Here is a 14988-nt window from a genome sequence, read left to right as displayed (position 1 = left end):
GCCCGACCTGCCCGGCCCCGCCTGGATCAACAAGCCCAAGACCAACGAACCGAAGGACGCCACAGAGAAGACGGCACAGAATTAGCCCAGCTCAACTGCCTTGATCAAATTGACAGGTTCCGGGACGACATGGCTGGGCGCGGCACCCGGAAGGCAAGGGAAGGCCACGCCCACGCCGATGACAGGTTCCTGAAGCAGCGGCGCAACAGTGAGAGGCTGTCCGTGCCGTAGGTCATCTCGGACACGACGGCGATGACGCCTTCGACCTCTCTGAGAGCCTCGGGAGCAATGGTCAAGACCTGTGGATCGTCACAACACCGCTGTCGACCGCGGCGGAGAGGCGGCGAGGATCCGGGAGCAGCATCTGGCCTCAGCCGCCGGCTCGTCCGCCGGGCGGCTGAAGACCCGCAGCACACCGCGCTGGTGCAGGGTGCCGGAGATCCGGTCGGCGACCGGGTCGATCACGGTCAGTGGCTTGACGCGGTCGTCGTACATCAGCCGGGCCGCGTCCCGCAGAGGTGTTCCGGGGGTGACGGTGATCGCCGGAGAGGTCATGAGATGAGCCGCGTTCGTCGCGGCTGCCGTGGGTGTTCCTGGCGCCGGCCTCGTCCGCCGCCAAGTTCCACGGCATTGACCACGCTCTCGTTGCCCGGTGTGAGAAAGTCCTCGAGCCGCTCAGTCCCCTTCGCCGCGCTTCGCCGAAGACGGCATGGCGCGCGGTGCAGGGTGTTTTCGTCGAAGCAGATCATGATCAGACTCGCCGCTCGGAGGAGTGGCTCCTGGCTGCAGCAGGGCTTTGTCCTATCTCGCGCTCGACGCTCCGCTCAGGTCATCCGTTGGGCCATCTCGACGAGCCGGTTGGCGTAGCCCCACTCGTTGTCGTACCAGCCGAAGACCTTGACCAGCTCGCCGCTCGCCTGGGTGAGGGCGGAGTCGAACACGCACGAGGCGGCGTCGCCGATGATGTCGCGGGAGACGAGCGGGTCGGTGCTGTAGCGCAGGATGCCGTGCAGCTCGTCGCGGGCGGCTCCGGCGAAGGCGTCGTTGATCTCCTGCACCGTGACCGGGCGGGCGAGCTGGGCGGACAGATCGGTGATGGAGCCGTCCTCGACCGGCACCCGGATGGCCACCCCGTCCAAGCGGCCGTCGAGCTCGGGCAGGACCTGGCCGACCATGCGGGCGGCGCCGGTGGTGGTGGGCACGATGTTGACGGCGGCTGAACGGGCTCGGCGTGGATCCTTGTGCGGGGCGTCGAGGAGCATCTGGTCGCCGGTGTAGGCGTGGATGGTGGTCATGAAGCCGCGTACCAGGCTGAAACGCTCGTGCAGCACCTTGACCATCGGTGCCACGCAGTTGGTGGTGCAGGAGGCCAGCGAGACGATCTCATGCCGGGACGGGTCATAGGTGGCGTCGTTCACGCCGGGCACGATGGTGGCGTCCAGGCCCTTGCCCGGGGCCGACAGCAGCACCCTGTGGGCGCCGCCTTTCAAGTGGCCGGCCAGGGCGTCTCTGGTGCGGAAGCGGCCGGTGGCGTCGATCACCAGCTCCACGTCGTAGGCTCGCCAGTCGATCTGCGCGGGGTCACCGCATGAGGTTACGGCGATGCTGCGGCCGTTGACCTCCAGCAGGCCGGGGGCGGCGGTGACGGGCAGGCCGAGCGGCCCGTAGGTGGAGTCGTGCTTGAGCAGGTGGGCCAGCGTGGCCTCGTTGGTGATGTCGTTGATGGCGACGATCTCCAGGTCGGTGCGCAGCGCGCGGCGCAGGACGGCTCTGCCGATCCTGCCGAATCCGTTGATCCCGATTCTCATGCCTTCAGGATTCGCTTGCCCCGGTTCATCTTTTAGAGGCGGCGGTCCCTCGCGAGGTGGGACTTAAGGCCCACACCCGCCATTCTGGCCGTCGCGTCCACGGTTTCTGCCAGCCGGTGGCGCCGGAACGGAGTTGAAGACACCCGCCGGGCGATCGAGCGTCTCGTCCGGCCAGGCTTGCCGCCATTGGTGGCCAGAGCGTCGTGACTGCCACTGTCCAGGGCCGCACGGGCCGCTGCGTGGATCTCTCGCCTCGGCGGATGCCTTTCTTCATCTTCGTGACGCGCACTGGACGGGCGCAGGGCCCTTGGTCCTGGCCTTGCGGACATCCGGCCCCCGCAGGAGGTGGCAGCCGAGCTCGGCCCTCCCCCTGGTGGAAGGCGAGGCTCGGTGTCGTCCGCCTGGACCAGTGTGGGAACTGTCGGGGAGCGCCGCGGAGCCGCCTCAACTCACCGGCGGTGAACGACAAGCCGCCGTGATGTGCCGTCTGCTGGGCGCATGGGCCGACGCGTTGAAGTTGGTCGACCGCCCTTCTGAGGTCCCGTCCTGCGGAGGACGAGGCTGCCGACATGGAGCGGATACACCAGGAGCCGACCGATGGAGATGTTCCTGGGCAGTTCCTCCGAGACACCCTCGAAGCGCGTTTTCGGCGCGGCCAGGAGCGACGGCTGCGCGAGCAACCGACTGGACCGGGCCTGTTCCAGCCAGAGCCCGTCAACCGGCGGGCCCTGCCGTCATGGGACTTGGCATCCGAACCGGGGGCCACGACGGCCACCGCGCCGCCACCGCGTCCGTCGGCCTTGGGTGGCGCCCCATGATGGCCGTGCACAACGAGGCGGTGGGGCTGTCTGCCCTGCTGACTCTCGCCGCCGGAATTTATGCGAGCGTGCATGGCGGGCGCAGAAGCGCCAGACCTGCGAGTCAGCAAGGCCGTAAGCATCATCCTTGGGGGTGTGATGTGAGGCTGTGCCCAACACCGTCGGTGTGAGGCGTCGGCTAACAGCAAATCGACGAACGAGGGTGGTCGGTCTCATGGGTGGCCCCTTCGCGGTGAAGCGCTGTGAGGGGGTTGTAGGGCCACCCGGCTGTCTCCGGCGATTTGCTCCATTCGTCGCATGTACGTGGCAGCCCTTGTTGCTCCTGGACCGCTTCGTCGGTCGTCATGGTGCCCGACGCTCTCTCATCGATGTGCGGCCTGCTTCCTGGTCGGTGTCGCGGGCATGCTGGAGCGCCTGCTCCCAGGTGCGGTCCAGTTCGGCGGCCCGGTGACGTAGCTGGGGCCACAGCAAGGGAGGGGGCGCTTGTCCGGCGGCGGAGTGTGCGGCTTGCTCGGCTGCGGCGTGACTTTGTTGCCGCGTCTGGAGTTGCTCGGCCCGCTCGAACAGGCGCCCATACCGTTGGCACCAGTCGCGGCGCTCACCGAAGTCCTCCAGTTCCTCACGGGGCATCGGCAGAGCCTTGAGCACGACGGCCACGTAGGAGGGGAACGCCTGGACTTCCGGGTCGGTGAGCAGGAAGCGCACCAGCGGGTCGTCCAGCCCGATCAGCTTCTGGTAGGCCTCGGACCGGGCGTGCTTGTGCGCGTGCGCCAGTTCGCGCAGGGCGGCCTGCAGCTGGTTGTCCGCCTCGAAGTACGCCGCGACCTCGACGGGCGCCATCGTGGGATCCCAGGCCGGAACCGGATGCGCGGCGCGCACGCGGTTAAGCTCGCGGGAGTGCTCGCGTTCGTCGAGGGCGTCGTAGTACGCCTTCACCTCAGGCAGCATGATGAACGGTCCTTCCTCTCCTGGCTGGTGGACGGGACTGCCGGAAGAGGCCTGGTTGGTGAGGGCCCGGGGTGAGACGGTGGGCTACCCGCTTCCGGCAGCGAGCCGTCAGCGGCACGACGAAGCGTCCCGCAACTGGCCGGTCCGGGCCGCGCCCAAGATCTTTTGTGCTAGCAAAAGATCTCTGGGGGTGGTCCGGGCTCGTCTCGCCCCTACCGCGAAGTGGCACACCGCGGACCCGCCCGGCGAGACGAGAGGCCGGTTGCGGGGCGCGCCGGGCGTGTCGCAGGCTGCGAAGCCGGAACGGGGGACCCCGTCCTGGCGCGGGTGCCGCGTCACCTCAGTGCTCTCCCGGGGCGTTGCCGCATCCGCGGGCTGGGGGTGTGCAGAGCACAGGTACCGGATGGGGGAAGCGGACAGTCGTCCGCCGGTTCACCGAGGCTCGCGCCGAGCTGAAGCAGTTACGCGCCGAGACAAGCCGAGGGGCGGGCGGTCAGGCGCGTAGCAACTCAGCCAGGAGTCGAGTGGTTCTGACCGTAGCCCGAACAGTTCCAAGCACTCACTCGCGCCGCCGACCGTGATGCCGGGCATCCGGTGGTTCGCCCACGCGGCCGCGTCGAGCAGCATGCGATGCTCGACCACCCGTGTCCCGTCTTCGGCGTAGGCGCGGCGCCCGTTGCCGGCGTAGCCGAGCTTGCGTGAGACCCGCTGCGAGGCTGTGTTGCCGTCCACGTAGGCGGTGTGCGCCTCCACCGCGCCCAGGTGAGCGAACGCCAGCTCCAGGACGGCGGCGCGGGCCTCGGTCCCGTACCCGTGGCCCTGGCGGGTTCGCGTGATCCACGAGCCGGTCTCGACCGTGCGGACGGTCGCGAAGTCGGCCGCCCACATGTTCTGCAGCCCGACCGCGACGCCGTCGACGCGGATGGCGAGCTGGAGGTTCCAGCTTTCCGGCCGCCAGTGGGCCAGCACCGCCCAGTGTCGCTGCAGCAGGTGCCGCTCCCGCTGCGGTGACGGCTCATACAGGTAGGCCTGCTGGTAGCGGGGCTCGGCGGCGGGTTGGAGGTCGCCGGAAGCCTCGGCCAAGTTGAGCAGGTCTTGCGTGCCGGGGATGGCCAGCTCAAGCCGCCGGGTGGTGATGCGGAGCGCGAGCAGCGGCCACAGGACCGCCAAGCCGTCCCTCATCGGCCGGCCCTTCAGGCGTTGCCGTTGGGTTCGTCGCTGCTCCGGCTGATGCCCGCGAGCGCCGGCAGCTCGGCGATCCGCTCGTGCAGGGCGCGGGCTTGCGCCCCGGGGTCGCCCGCCGCGGTGAGCTCGCGGTCGAGGGCGCGTAGCCGGACCCGGGCCGTCTCGCGCAGGGACTGCGCCGGGATGGTGTCGAGCACCTCGCCCGCCAGGGCGGCGGCGTCGGCCCAGCGGCGCCGGGCGGCCTCGCCGCGTGCTTCGAGCAGGACGGCCGCCGCCCAGCCGGGCCGGCCGTGCGGGATGTGGTCTTGGGAGGCGCGGGCGTGCGCGAGGGTCTGGGCGTGGTCGCCGACGAGCAGGGCTGCCTCCCTCAGGTGCAGCAGCAGTTCGGCGGTGTCGAACCCGAACCGGCCCGGCTGGTCCCCGTGCGGGTCGGCGGCCATCTCGTCTTGCGCGCGGCCGGCCAGCCGGGCGGCGTCCGAGCGGCGGGATGGGCCGAACGCGGCGGTCGCACGCAGGAGCCCCCAGGCGATGATCTGGGCGCGGCGCAGCGGTGTGGCGGCGTGGTCGAGTGCCTCGCCGGCCAGGTCGAGGGCGTCCTGGTGGCGGTCTTGGGTGTAGGCGGTCATGGCGTGCGCGCCCAGCGTCCAGCAGATCAGGTCATGGTCATCGACGGCGGCGCCCAGGCGCGCGGCGGTGGCGAAGTGGATCTGCGCGGCCCCGTAGTCGGCCACGTGAAAGGCGGTGTTGCCGACCAGCGCGGACAGCCAGCCGGCCAGGCGGCGCAGTTCGGTCCGGTCGGCGTCGGCCTGCGGCCGGCGCAGCAGCTGCGTGACCAGGCTGCGGGTGCGGTGCACTTCGGCGGCCAGGATCGCGGGCGGGAAGCTGGAGTAGCGCAACGCGTAATAGCGCACCGCGGCCTCCAGCGCGTCGCGGGTGGCCGGGCCGCCCGCGGGCCCGTCGGCCTCCACCGCGAGCTGGACGGACTCGCCGACGGCCGTCAGGGCGGCGGACTGATCGTCGGTCATCGCGTGCCTGCCATGCGAGGCACGGTACCCCCATCCAGCGCCGGGCTGGAGGTGCATCACCGAAGTCCGCTTCTTCGGCAGTCCCAGCTTGTCCGCTGTTGTCCCGTACAGGGTGCACAGCAGCGCCGCGTACTCGAATCCGACCGCGATCGTGCCGTGCTCCCACCGGCACAGCATGGCGGAGTTAAGCGCGGACGGCGCCAGGTCCTGCTCCACGTACAGAGCGGCGATGCCGTCGATCGCCTGCGGCCTGGACCAGCCGTAGGCGAGCCGCCACGCTTGCAGCGGCCGCATCTGCGGAAGCGCGGCACAGATGGTGTGGGCGATCTGGTCGACCATCCAGCCGGCGCGTTGCCCGCGCCTGCGGATGTCGCCGGCAGCGCGCAGCAGCTCTGCTCGCCGGGCCCGGCTGAGTGCGGCCATGGCTGACGCCTCCCTGCACACCGCCTTCCCCACGGTAGCGGCGCCGCTACGGGCGAGACATTGCCGTGGGAGGCAATGTTGCGGACCGATGCCGGCATTGATGCGGACGCCGCCCCGGCCGGACGGTGAAGGGGAGCCGCCCTGCTGCGCAGAACCGGCAGCGAGGGGCGGCGATCGTCCTCACCCCAGGAGGGCCTCATGACGGCCACCACCCCCGAGCGCTACCAGGCACCGCAGGGCGGATGGCGGGACCCGCGCTCGTTCGTCGACCCGGACGTGTGGCAGCGCCAGATCGCGCTCCTCGTCCGCGACCATCCGTGGGACAAGGTCATGGCCGAGCGCGTCTTTGGCCAGGCGATCGCCTACCTCGTCACCGCCATGGAGAAGTGGAGGCAGCGGCTGGAGATCGGCTGCGGCCCGCTGATCGACCGCGCGGTGCACGGCTTCATCCTCGACACCCGCAACTACGCCGCCTTCTGCGCCAAGTACTTCAACGGCGAGTTCCTGCACCACGTCCCCGAGGTCGAGTTCAAGGTTGACGGGTCGGTGCAGAAGACCGCGCACGTCGTGGCCGGTAACGGCTTCGCGGTGGACTGGTCGCTGTGGGAGGCGGACTACGCCAAGTGCACGCCGTGCGCGCCCGGCACCGACTACCACTGATTCGCACCTGATCGAGGCGAGGGCCGGGAGCATCACGCGTTCCCGGCCCTTCATCATGCCCGGGGCATGGGTGAGGTGATTCCCCGGCGATCACCGATGGTGGCGCGCTACCGTGACGCGGGTCCTGTCCCTCGCGTACCAAGGTGCCCCGTCATGCCCACCGAGCCCGCCGCTATCACCGATCGCGTCGCCTACTGGGACCGCTACGCCACAGGCATCCGCAAGACCGACACAACGCAGGCCGCGCTGAAGAACGCCTTTGGCTGGACCCAATATGAAGGTCACGGCCCCGGCGACGAGCTGCTCGGCGATCCCGGCACGGCGCTGGAACTCGGCTCCAGCCGCGGGCACGCGGTCGCCGCGCTCGCGACCAAGGGCATCGACGCGACCGGCGTGGACCTGTCGCCTGTGCAGGTCGAGGGCGCTCGCGAGCAGTGGGGGCGCCTGCCGAACGCCCACTTCGTGCACGCCGACGTCATCGCCTTTCTCACCGGCAGCGAACGCCGCTGGGAGGCGATCTACAGCATCTTCGGCGCCCTGTGGTTCACCGACCCCGACCAGTGGATGCCGCTCGTGCGGGCGCGCCTCGCACCCGGCGGCAAGCTGGTGTTCTCGTGCGCGCCTGCCGTGCCGGGCACCGCCGGCATCCAGGGCATGTACGGGGCGGGCTTCACCGGCCCGCAGGTGTGGATCTACCGGTGGACGTACGAGCCCGACGTGTGGGCGCGGATGCTGGCCAGGGCGGGGTTCCGCGAGGTGAACGCGATGGTGGAGCCTGCCCCGAACCCGCTGAACGTGGGGACGCTGATCGTGGAAGCCCGCGCGTGACAGCTGACCGTGGTGTGACCGGCCCGGCCACACCGTGGTCTCGCGTCAAGGTTTGCGCCGACGTACCTGGACAGCCAGCGCTCGCCGCACTCCGGCGGAACATGCGCGGCACCTGGACCGGCTCGCCCGTATCCTCGCCGACCGTGCCGCGGCCCCTTGAGTACGCGCACACGATGCGGCTGCGGGCGCTCCTGCTGGACCAGCGGGAGCGGCGGGGGTGGTCAGCCGCGTGTACGTCGGTCACCGCCGACACGAACGAGGCCCAGCAAGATCTGGACCAGGGAGCGCACGCCGCTGAGGGGCAGGAAGATCGAGCCGCGGGGAAGGCCTCCTGGTAAGGGGTCGTGGGGAGGCCATCAGGCGAGAGGTTCGCGGCGAGCGCTGGTCAGCAGGAGCGCAGCGAACGCGATCGGGGCGATCGCCTGGTACCCGATCCACACCTCGCCCCCGGCGCCGCTTCCCCGCCAGGCGAGCAGCACGCCGGCAAGCGCCGTGAGCACCCAGCCGCTGTCGTAAGCGATCATGAGGCGCAGGTACGTCGGCATCGGGCGGCGTCGCACGTACCCCATCTCGATCGCGCCGGTGATCACCAGGACGGCGCCCGCCACGACCATCACCCAGGCGGCCACACCGAGCAGCTCACCGAACCAGGCGGCGCCAACGATGAAGGCGCCTCCGAGCGCCGCCTTGAACGCGCCATCCGCGATGGCCCCCACCAGCAGAAAGGTCGACGGCCTTGTCGCGACCTGTGTCATCAGCTTGCCCCCTCACCTCGAAGTCTCTTTCGTAACCAAACTACGGCAATAATAGATTTATGCGAGTAACGAGAGCCGAGGCCAAGGAGCGCAACCGCCGCGCCCTGTTGGAGGCGGCCTTCCAGGTCGTCTCCAGAGACGGGTACCAGGCCAGGCTCGAGGAGATCGCCGAGCGCGCGGAGGTGACCACGGGCGCCGTCTACTCGTTGTTCGGCAGCAAGAACCGCCTGGTCATTGCCCTGGTAACCGACCGGCTGGGGCCGCACTACGAGGACATCGAGCAGGCGGCCCCGCCGGAACTGAGTCTTCTCGAGGCGGTCGACGCCCTGGCCCGCCACTACCGGCGCGGCTGTGACGCGCCCGACGCGGGGTCCGGGCTGTCGCTGCAGTTCATGCTGCAAGACATGGCCTTGCGCGATCACGAACTGGGCGCTCAGCTCGCCGCGTCCGTCCGGGCGCAGGAGGAGCATCTGATCGCGCTGCTGACCGGCAGGTCACACGGCGAGACCACCGTGACATCGGCTCAGGCGCGGCGGCTGGCCACCGCGCTCAGGGCGCTGCTGATCGGACTTGCCCAGGGCGTCACGCTCGGCCTCACCCAGGACGCCGACGAGCAGTACTTCGCCGACGCCGCCCGCACCCTGGCCTCCCACGCGACCCTCATCGCAGAGGCAGAGGGCGTACGGCCGGCAGCGGCCGGCCCAGAGGTGTGACGCGAGGGCTAGACAGGGCCCAACGCCATTACGCCCGCCTCACCGCACCCAACGCACCGAAGCAAACGTCGGGCGACGACTTGACCGAGGTCAGCGGCCTCCTCGCACGGCACGCCTCCGCCCGCGAGGCCGTCCGTGGAGGGAAGGTGATGCACGAAGCTGCCCGCTGAGGCGCGCGGCGCTCGCGAGTAGGGGTGGTGGTTGCGAGGTGCGGCAGGTGTTTGGGGGACGAGTGCTCCATGGCCATGCCCTTGGCGCTCCAGTAGAACACCTGCCACCGGTCATCTGCGACCAGCACATGGCGGACGGATCACCCCTGGCGCACTTCGAAGCAGAACGCCCTCCGATTCGATGCTGTGTACGAAAATAGGCATGAGTCTCACGTTTTCGGCTGGCGACTGCGCTGGCGCTCTTGACGCGGGACAGTGGAGGGCCTGATGGGAGGGGTAGTGGACGGCACCTCGGGCAACGCTCTGCGCATTCAACTGACGCAGCACGGCCGATGCTACGAGCTGGCCGCGCGTCAACTGACTGACGGCCGGTTGGCGATCGAGGTCAACGGCAGCGACGCTGACGGCGCTCCCGTGGCGGCGCTGAGCGGCAGCCTTCCGGTCTCCGACCTTTCCCTGCTGGTCGACCTGATCAAGCTCATGAGGGCGAGAGGCGGCCAGGCGGGCGAGGGTCAGATCTCGGTGGTCGAACAGCAGAGACTCGCGCACGCTGAGGCCCATCGCGGCTGGACTGATGAGCAGGACGAAAGGCTGCGGCGGCTCGCCTGTCAGCCGGACGCGTCGGTGAAGACGCTGGCTGTGGCTCTTCTGCGGAGCGAGGGGGCGATCAGATCGCGGCTGAGACGCCTGCGCATCGACGAGCTGCCCCGTGAAACGCACATCGAGGGCGATCAACGTTCGCTGGCATCATGTGATCCAGTTTGATGTCTGCCGGATTGTGTGGCCATCAATCCACCTCCGGCTTCACGATGGGCTTCCCAGTCCGGCGGAGGTGGCTCCGGCTCTGTGCGGAGCGCATCCTGTACCCAGTCGGCCGGCGATCGATCCCGATCGTGGTCGAGCTGGAGGAACACCATGGCGCGGTACTCGCGCCGAGTGTCCTGATGGTCGAGAACCAGGTACGGGATCCTGATGAAGCCCAAGCAGACGTCGTACGCGGCTCGCAACGTGTCGGAGTCGGCGGCACGGCTCGAGGCGATCCACAGAACCCCGGTGGTCTGCAGGAGCTCGTCGAAACCGTCCAGCAGCCCCACCGGCAACGTGCCGTCGGCGCTGCGGGCCGGCTGCGGCCAGGTGAGGCTGGCGCCGGTGGCGTCCCGTACGGCGTGCTCGATCTGTGCCTGTACGTCGCTGTCGGGCGGCACGTTGCGTGGTGCGACTCGCACGACGAGGAAGTCGCTTGGTGGCAGCAGTCCGGCCAGGATCCGGGTCAGCACGGATTTGTCCGAGCCCGGCTGGCCGAGCACGAGCAGCCGCGCGGTGACCGCGTTACGGCCGGTCAGGTGTCCGATCAGGTGCGCGTGCAGGTCGTGGCGGAGTGGCTGGTGCCGCCACCAGGATTCGCGGGCGACACGGTGGGCGGCGGGTGCGGCGGCGATCCGGAAGTCGGGGGTGATGGAGATCTGCCGCAAAGTAGGCACCGGCAGGTCGCCGGCGAAGGCCAGCGGCCGTTCCAGGACGGCGCGGTAGGCGCGCGCCGGGGCGCTGCGGCGCTCGTCCGGAGCGCGCCCCGCAGGGATCGCGGCCACGGCCTGTTCGAGACGATGCGTACTGGCGGCAGCTTGCTGGATCTGACTACGGGTGGCCTGGTGCTCGATCAGCGAGGACCAGAACGCCACTTCGGGGAACTGGCCCGCCAGCCGCCGGAACAACTCCTCGTAGCGCTCGATCGCCTGCTGGGGCAGCTCTTGGCGTACCGCATGCTCGAAGCGTTGCCAGGCGGTCTCCTCGAGTTCGTCTCGTACGGCGAGCCCGTCGATGAAGCGCAGCAGCCGCTGCGACAGGTCGCGATGCAACAAGTTCCACGGCTGTCAGCAGGTCCTCGTAGGGCCGCGCGGGGCTGGGTGAGGGGATGGGGCTGTCGAACAGTGCCTGGGCCAGCTCTTGCAGCCGCGGACCAGGTGGAGGTCCGCCGGTGGCGAGCGCGACCTGCTCATCGGTGCCACCACGTGGTGCAGGCTTTCGAAGTAAGCCGTCACCACGACGACGGCGTGCGCGGCTGGCAGCCGCTCGCCGCGTGCCAATCGGCCGATGCCGCTCAGCCGGTCCGCCACGCTGTTGATCAGTCGTGTGCTCAGGCCGGCCAGCCGCTGCTGGGCGTCGAACAGGCTGAGCGCCAGCGGGCTGCCGGCCACCGACGCGGTCGGCAGCACGCCGCCGGTGACCTGGTCCAGCGCGCTCACCACGGCGTTGTCGCGGCCGCCGAGGAGCCGGGCGGCATCGGCGTAACTCAGGGTTGTGGCCATCGCTGCCTGCTTCCCGACGCACCTGCCACAGTGCCCGGTGTCACCGCTTGTCCGTGTCCGGCAAGCTCGCGGACGCCGGTCTTCCGTACTCGGCATCGTGGAGGTCGTCGCGCAGGAGGCGGGCGAGTTCTGAGACGGTGTGGAAGGTCACCACACGGAGGTCTCCTTGTGGCGCGGCGAGTTCGAGCCCAGGTAGCCGAGCAGCTCGGTGAGATCGTCTCGTACGGCGTCCGGCATCGTCATGTGGCAGTTCCCCGGTGCGAGGCCGAGCCGTCACCAGCACGAGCCGCAGCGATCTCGTCTGGTGTTCGCGCGAAGACCCGGGCGTCGGCGTGGGTGACGGCGGCGCGGCCCTCGCCGAGAAGCCAGATGCGTTTGCGGCCGTCGTCAGTGACGGTGTCGATGCGCAGCCGGACGGGCATCCACTCCCCCGCCGCGGCGGGGTGGGCGGCGAGGCGGACGTGCCAGCCCGGGCGGATGTCCCGGGCTGGCCGGTAGCGACCGCTCATGCGGGAACCGGTGCGGGGTTCGGGCCGAGGCCCATGGCGGCGCCCAGATGCGGTCCCAGGTGGAGCGCGTGATGGACGGCGGGCAGGAAGCGTTCCTGCCATCCGGCCAGGGCGGCGCCGAGGTCGGCGCCGTGACGCAGGTGCTGGCTGAGCGCGATGGTCAGGCCCTGGGCCTGGTGGATGCCGTGGCCAGCGCCGCTACCGCGTGACCGCGGCTGGAGCCGAGCTCCAGCGCCGTGCCGGGATCGCCGAGCAGTTCGTCGCCGGGGCCGTGACCTTCATATTGGGTCCAGCCGAAGGCGTTCTTCAGCGCCGCCTGCGGTGTGTCGGTCTTGCGGATGCCGGTGGCGTAGCGGTCCCAGTAGGCGACGCGATCGGTGATAGCGGCGGGCTCGGTGGGCATGACGGGGCACCTTGGGGCGCGAGGGACAGGACCCGCGTCACGCCAGCGCGCCACCGGTGATCACCGGAGATTCACCCACCCCATGCCGGTGCATGCCGTAGGGGCCGGGAACGCGTGATGCTCCCGGCCCCCGTGCCTCGATCAGGTGCGGTCAGTGGCAGTCGGTGCCGGGCGCGCACGGCGTGCACTTGGCGTAGTCCGCCTCCCACAGCGGCCAGTCCACCGCGAAGCCGTTACCGGCCACGACGTGCGCGGTCTTCTGCACCGACCCGTCGACCTTGAACGCGATCTCGGGGACGTGGTGCAGGAACTCGCCGTTGAAGTACTAGGCGCAGCTATCGTCGCGGGCCAGCCGGCGCATCTCCACCGCGCGCAGGAAGCACTTCTGAGGTGCACACGCGATGCCAGGCCGCGTTGCAGGCGTTGCCCGCCGACCAGGCCGGCCCGTTCGCCGGCGCCGCCCGAACTGGTCGCCATGCAGGCGCGCCGGTTCCACGGTCACCGCGGGTAACAAGGGGCCCGTCCGCATCGGACGGGTCGCCACTCCCTCAAGACCAGCCCGTCCGGCCGTCCGCGCCGGGCGGCCTGTCACCGTCAGGGCACGCCCGTGTTGCCGTTCTCGGCGGCGCGGGCCCTTCTGGACGCCAGGGCGTAGCGATCGGCCAGGCTGCCGAGCCGGGCGCGGAGCCTGGCGGGGTCGTTCAGCGCCTCCTCGCTCACCCGCGCCCGGCCTCCCTCCAGCACCACGACCGCCTCCACCGCTCCGCCCGCATGCTCCACCCTGTCTGATTCCGCTGCCTCGTCCCCGTTCTCTGCGTCGGCGCGGACGAAGGCGTACGCGGCCTGAGCGGCCAGGTCCCCCTCGGTCAGCAGCCATGACGTCCAGGCCCCGCGCTCGTGCTGAGCCAGGAAGAGCCGCCGCGCCGCCACGACCGCCCCCCGGTACGCCCGCGCCGCCTCGGGCCACGACCTGCGCGCTATCGCCCATCGCCCCCACCGCGAGCCCACGTCCAGCGCGATCTCCGGCTGCCGGACGAGAGCCCTGTGGACGGCGAAGGTGAAATGCGCCCGTCCGGCCTCGATGTCCGCGGGGTCGCCCAGAGCGTCGTGGCGCAGCCGGTGGGCCGTGGCCAGGTTGCCCCGGGCCAGCGGGTCGTCCGTTCCGGCCCTGCCGAAGGCCGTCATGGCCGCATCGAGCTCGCCGCTGTGAAGGAGGGCGAGGCCGAAGCCGTTCCACAGGTGGGCGCTGTGCGGGGAGCCGAGCGGGCATCCCGCGACGGCCCGCTGGAAGGCGTCCCGCGCCGCGGGCAGCGCGTCCTCTCCGTTCTCGAAGCGGCTGAGGTGCACGTTGCCTAGTTGTCCCAGGCAGATGGCGGCCGGCAGGGACCCGGGCGCGAGGGCGGCGGAGGCCTGCTCCAGCACCAGGGCGGCCTCCGCCAGGGTCGCGGCACGGCGGTCGCGGGCGAAGCGCAGGTGTAGCAGGCCGCCGAGACTGGCGTGCAGCGTGGCGGACTCCGGGCCGCCGTCGTCCAGGTCGATCGCCCGGCGCGCGGTGTCGATGGCGGCGTGCAGGTCCGCGAGGGCGCCCCGGTGCTCGTACCGGATTATCAGGCAGTTGGCGAGAGTGCTCAGGAACGCCGAAAGAAGTTCCGGGTCGGCGTCGGCGCGGGTGGCGCGCGTGGCGATGACGACGGCCTCGTCCAGGGTCTCGGGGCTGCCTTCGAGCTCATACCAGATCCCGAGGTTGACGGCCAGGTCGTGCCAGGCCACCGAAGCGTCGCCTCCGCCCTGCGCGGCGGTGGCCCGCCTGCCCGCGGCGATGGCGGCCAGCAGGTCGGCGGTCTCTCCGCCGCGTTCGTAGCGCAGGCCGTGGACGTTGCCGAGCGCGGTGAGATGGTCGGGCTCGGGCACGACGTCCGCGCTGGCGGCGAAGGCGGCGACGGCCAGGTCGAGATCCTCGGGAGCGTCCCGGACGTAGAAGCGTTCGACGGCGGCCAGTCCCAGCACGTAGTTCATGGTGGCCCGCATGTGGGGCGTGGCCTCGGCGAAGCGCGGGTCGGAGACCAGGCGCGAGAACAGGCGGACGACCTCGTCGCGCTCGCCTTCGTCGCCGCTGACCTCGGCGGCCTCGCGGGCGCGGATCGCGGCCAGGCACAGGGTGCGCAGCCCTTCGGGCACGCCTTGGGTGGACACCTCGTCGAACGCCTGGCGGACGCCCACGTGCCGGGCCCGTGCCAGGACTTCCCGGTAAACGGGCGGATACTCCGCAAGCATCGCGTCGGCGCGGGCCGACAGGAGCCGGGGATGTTCCAGGACGAGGTCACGCGACTCGCTCCAGGACTCGGCCGCGGCGAACGCCTCGATCAGGAGGCGAAGGTCCGCGTCAGCAGGATCGTGGCTCATGCTTCCTCCCGCGTCTAGAACTCGTGCAAAATCG

15 protein-coding genes and 1 pseudogene are annotated in these 14988 nt (G+C 70.5%); 5 read left to right on the top strand and 11 right to left on the bottom strand.

The features are described 5' to 3' along the window. Positions 1 to 309: 309 nt before the first annotated feature. The 5 genes from ABD331_RS58940 to ABD331_RS58920 form a co-directional block, all read right to left on the bottom strand. Positions 310 to 555, bottom strand: a complete 246-nt coding sequence (locus ABD331_RS58940) for a CBS domain-containing protein (protein ID WP_344496054.1) — start codon at positions 553 to 555, stop codon at positions 310 to 312. A 269-nt stretch (positions 556 to 824) separates the two neighbouring features. After that, on the bottom strand, positions 825 to 1808 hold the full coding sequence (gap, locus tag ABD331_RS58935) for a type I glyceraldehyde-3-phosphate dehydrogenase (RefSeq protein WP_344496052.1): 984 nt from the start codon (positions 1806 to 1808) through the stop codon (positions 825 to 827). A gap of 1160 nt (positions 1809 to 2968) precedes the next feature. After that, a complete protein-coding gene (locus ABD331_RS58930; RefSeq protein ID WP_344496050.1) occupies positions 2969 to 3574 on the bottom strand; it encodes a hypothetical protein in 606 nt (201 codons plus the stop codon). Between the two features lie 432 nt (positions 3575 to 4006). Then, positions 4007 to 4756: a GNAT family N-acetyltransferase gene (locus ABD331_RS58925; RefSeq protein WP_344496048.1), complete on the bottom strand. Its 750-nt coding sequence runs from the start codon at positions 4754 to 4756 to the stop codon at positions 4007 to 4009. Between the two features lie 11 nt (positions 4757 to 4767). Further along, entirely contained in the window at positions 4768 to 6207 is a 1440-nt protein-coding gene (locus ABD331_RS58920) for an NsdA family TPR-like regulatory protein (RefSeq protein ID WP_344496046.1), read from the bottom strand. Positions 6208 to 6405: 198 nt separating this feature from the next. On the opposite strand from ABD331_RS58920, the gene ABD331_RS58915 reads away from it, so the two are divergent. From ABD331_RS58915 to ABD331_RS58905, 3 genes are all read left to right on the top strand, one after another. Continuing rightward, positions 6406 to 6867 carry a glycine-rich domain-containing protein gene (locus tag ABD331_RS58915; protein ID WP_344496044.1) on the top strand — a complete coding sequence of 154 codons (462 nt, stop codon included), beginning with the start codon at positions 6406 to 6408 and terminating at the stop codon, positions 6865 to 6867. Between the two features lie 153 nt (positions 6868 to 7020). Next, on the top strand, positions 7021 to 7695 hold the full coding sequence (locus tag ABD331_RS58910) for a class I SAM-dependent methyltransferase (RefSeq protein WP_344496042.1): 675 nt from the start codon (positions 7021 to 7023) through the stop codon (positions 7693 to 7695). Positions 7696 to 7838: 143 nt separating this feature from the next. Further along, complete coding sequence (locus ABD331_RS58905) at positions 7839 to 8033, top strand: hypothetical protein (protein WP_344496040.1); 195 nt, start codon at positions 7839 to 7841, stop codon at positions 8031 to 8033. A gap of 18 nt (positions 8034 to 8051) precedes the next feature. Here the strand turns inward: ABD331_RS58905 and ABD331_RS58900 are convergent, their stop codons facing one another. Beyond that, the gene (locus tag ABD331_RS58900) at positions 8052 to 8411 is read right to left on the bottom strand and encodes a hypothetical protein (protein ID WP_344496038.1); all 360 of its coding nucleotides are present in this window, start codon (positions 8409 to 8411) and stop codon (positions 8052 to 8054) included. 98 nt (positions 8412 to 8509) lie between these two features. On the opposite strand from ABD331_RS58900, the gene ABD331_RS58895 reads away from it, so the two are divergent. Both ABD331_RS58895 and ABD331_RS58890 read left to right on the top strand, forming a co-directional pair. After that, the gene (locus ABD331_RS58895) at positions 8510 to 9163 is read left to right on the top strand and encodes a TetR/AcrR family transcriptional regulator (RefSeq protein WP_344496036.1); all 654 of its coding nucleotides are present in this window, start codon (positions 8510 to 8512) and stop codon (positions 9161 to 9163) included. A gap of 449 nt (positions 9164 to 9612) precedes the next feature. Continuing rightward, positions 9613 to 10098 carry a hypothetical protein gene (locus tag ABD331_RS58890; protein WP_344496034.1) on the top strand — a complete coding sequence of 162 codons (486 nt, stop codon included), beginning with the start codon at positions 9613 to 9615 and terminating at the stop codon, positions 10096 to 10098. Here ABD331_RS58890 and ABD331_RS58885 read toward each other — a convergent pair. The 5 genes and pseudogenes from ABD331_RS58885 to ABD331_RS58865 form a co-directional block, all read right to left on the bottom strand. Then, positions 10065 to 11192, bottom strand: a complete 1128-nt coding sequence (locus ABD331_RS58885; protein WP_344496032.1) for an NACHT N-terminal helical domain 7-containing protein — start codon at positions 11190 to 11192, stop codon at positions 10065 to 10067. The two genes, ABD331_RS58890 and ABD331_RS58885, sit on opposite strands and share 34 nt — an antisense overlap. Before the next feature lie 58 nt (positions 11193 to 11250). Beyond that, positions 11251 to 11639 (bottom strand): annotated as a pseudogene (locus ABD331_RS58880) (NACHT N-terminal helical domain 7-containing protein); the annotation flags it as partial. Between the two features lie 239 nt (positions 11640 to 11878). Then, positions 11879 to 12148 (bottom strand): hypothetical protein, encoded by a 270-nt coding sequence (locus ABD331_RS58875; protein WP_344496028.1) that lies wholly within the window; start codon positions 12146 to 12148, stop codon positions 11879 to 11881. A gap of 160 nt (positions 12149 to 12308) precedes the next feature. Beyond that, positions 12309 to 12551, bottom strand: a complete 243-nt coding sequence (locus ABD331_RS58870; RefSeq protein ID WP_344496026.1) for a hypothetical protein — start codon at positions 12549 to 12551, stop codon at positions 12309 to 12311. Between the two features lie 594 nt (positions 12552 to 13145). Beyond that, entirely contained in the window at positions 13146 to 14954 is a 1809-nt protein-coding gene (locus ABD331_RS58865) for a hypothetical protein (protein ID WP_344496024.1), read from the bottom strand. Positions 14955 to 14988: the final 34 nt, after the last annotated feature.

It is taken from the genome of Nonomuraea monospora (genome assembly GCF_039531895.1).
In the GTDB taxonomy this organism is placed as follows: Bacteria; Actinomycetota; Actinomycetes; order Streptosporangiales; family Streptosporangiaceae; genus Nonomuraea; species Nonomuraea monospora.
This window is presented reverse-complemented; position numbering and strand designations above follow the sequence as displayed.

Coding starts and splice junctions, on each gene's coding strand:
- ABD331_RS58920 (WP_344496046.1), bottom strand. CDS start 6,207: ATGGCCGCACTCAGCCGGGCCCGGCGAGCAGAGCTGCTGCGCGCTGCC.
- ABD331_RS58865 (WP_344496024.1), bottom strand. CDS start 14,954: ATGAGCCACGATCCTGCTGACGCGGACCTTCGCCTCCTGATCGAGGCG.
- ABD331_RS58925 (WP_344496048.1), bottom strand. CDS start 4,756: ATGAGGGACGGCTTGGCGGTCCTGTGGCCGCTGCTCGCGCTCCGCATC.
- gap (WP_344496052.1), bottom strand. CDS start 1,808: ATGAGAATCGGGATCAACGGATTCGGCAGGATCGGCAGAGCCGTCCTG.
- ABD331_RS58910 (WP_344496042.1), top strand. CDS start 7,021: ATGCCCACCGAGCCCGCCGCTATCACCGATCGCGTCGCCTACTGGGAC.
- ABD331_RS58930 (WP_344496050.1), bottom strand. CDS start 3,574: ATGCTGCCTGAGGTGAAGGCGTACTACGACGCCCTCGACGAACGCGAG.
- ABD331_RS58875 (WP_344496028.1), bottom strand. CDS start 12,148: ATGAGCGGTCGCTACCGGCCAGCCCGGGACATCCGCCCGGGCTGGCAC.
- ABD331_RS58940 (WP_344496054.1), bottom strand. CDS start 555: ATGACCTCTCCGGCGATCACCGTCACCCCCGGAACACCTCTGCGGGAC.
- ABD331_RS58915 (WP_344496044.1), top strand. CDS start 6,406: ATGACGGCCACCACCCCCGAGCGCTACCAGGCACCGCAGGGCGGATGG.
- ABD331_RS58895 (WP_344496036.1), top strand. CDS start 8,510: ATGCGAGTAACGAGAGCCGAGGCCAAGGAGCGCAACCGCCGCGCCCTG.
- ABD331_RS58870 (WP_344496026.1), bottom strand. CDS start 12,551: ATGCCCACCGAGCCCGCCGCTATCACCGATCGCGTCGCCTACTGGGAC.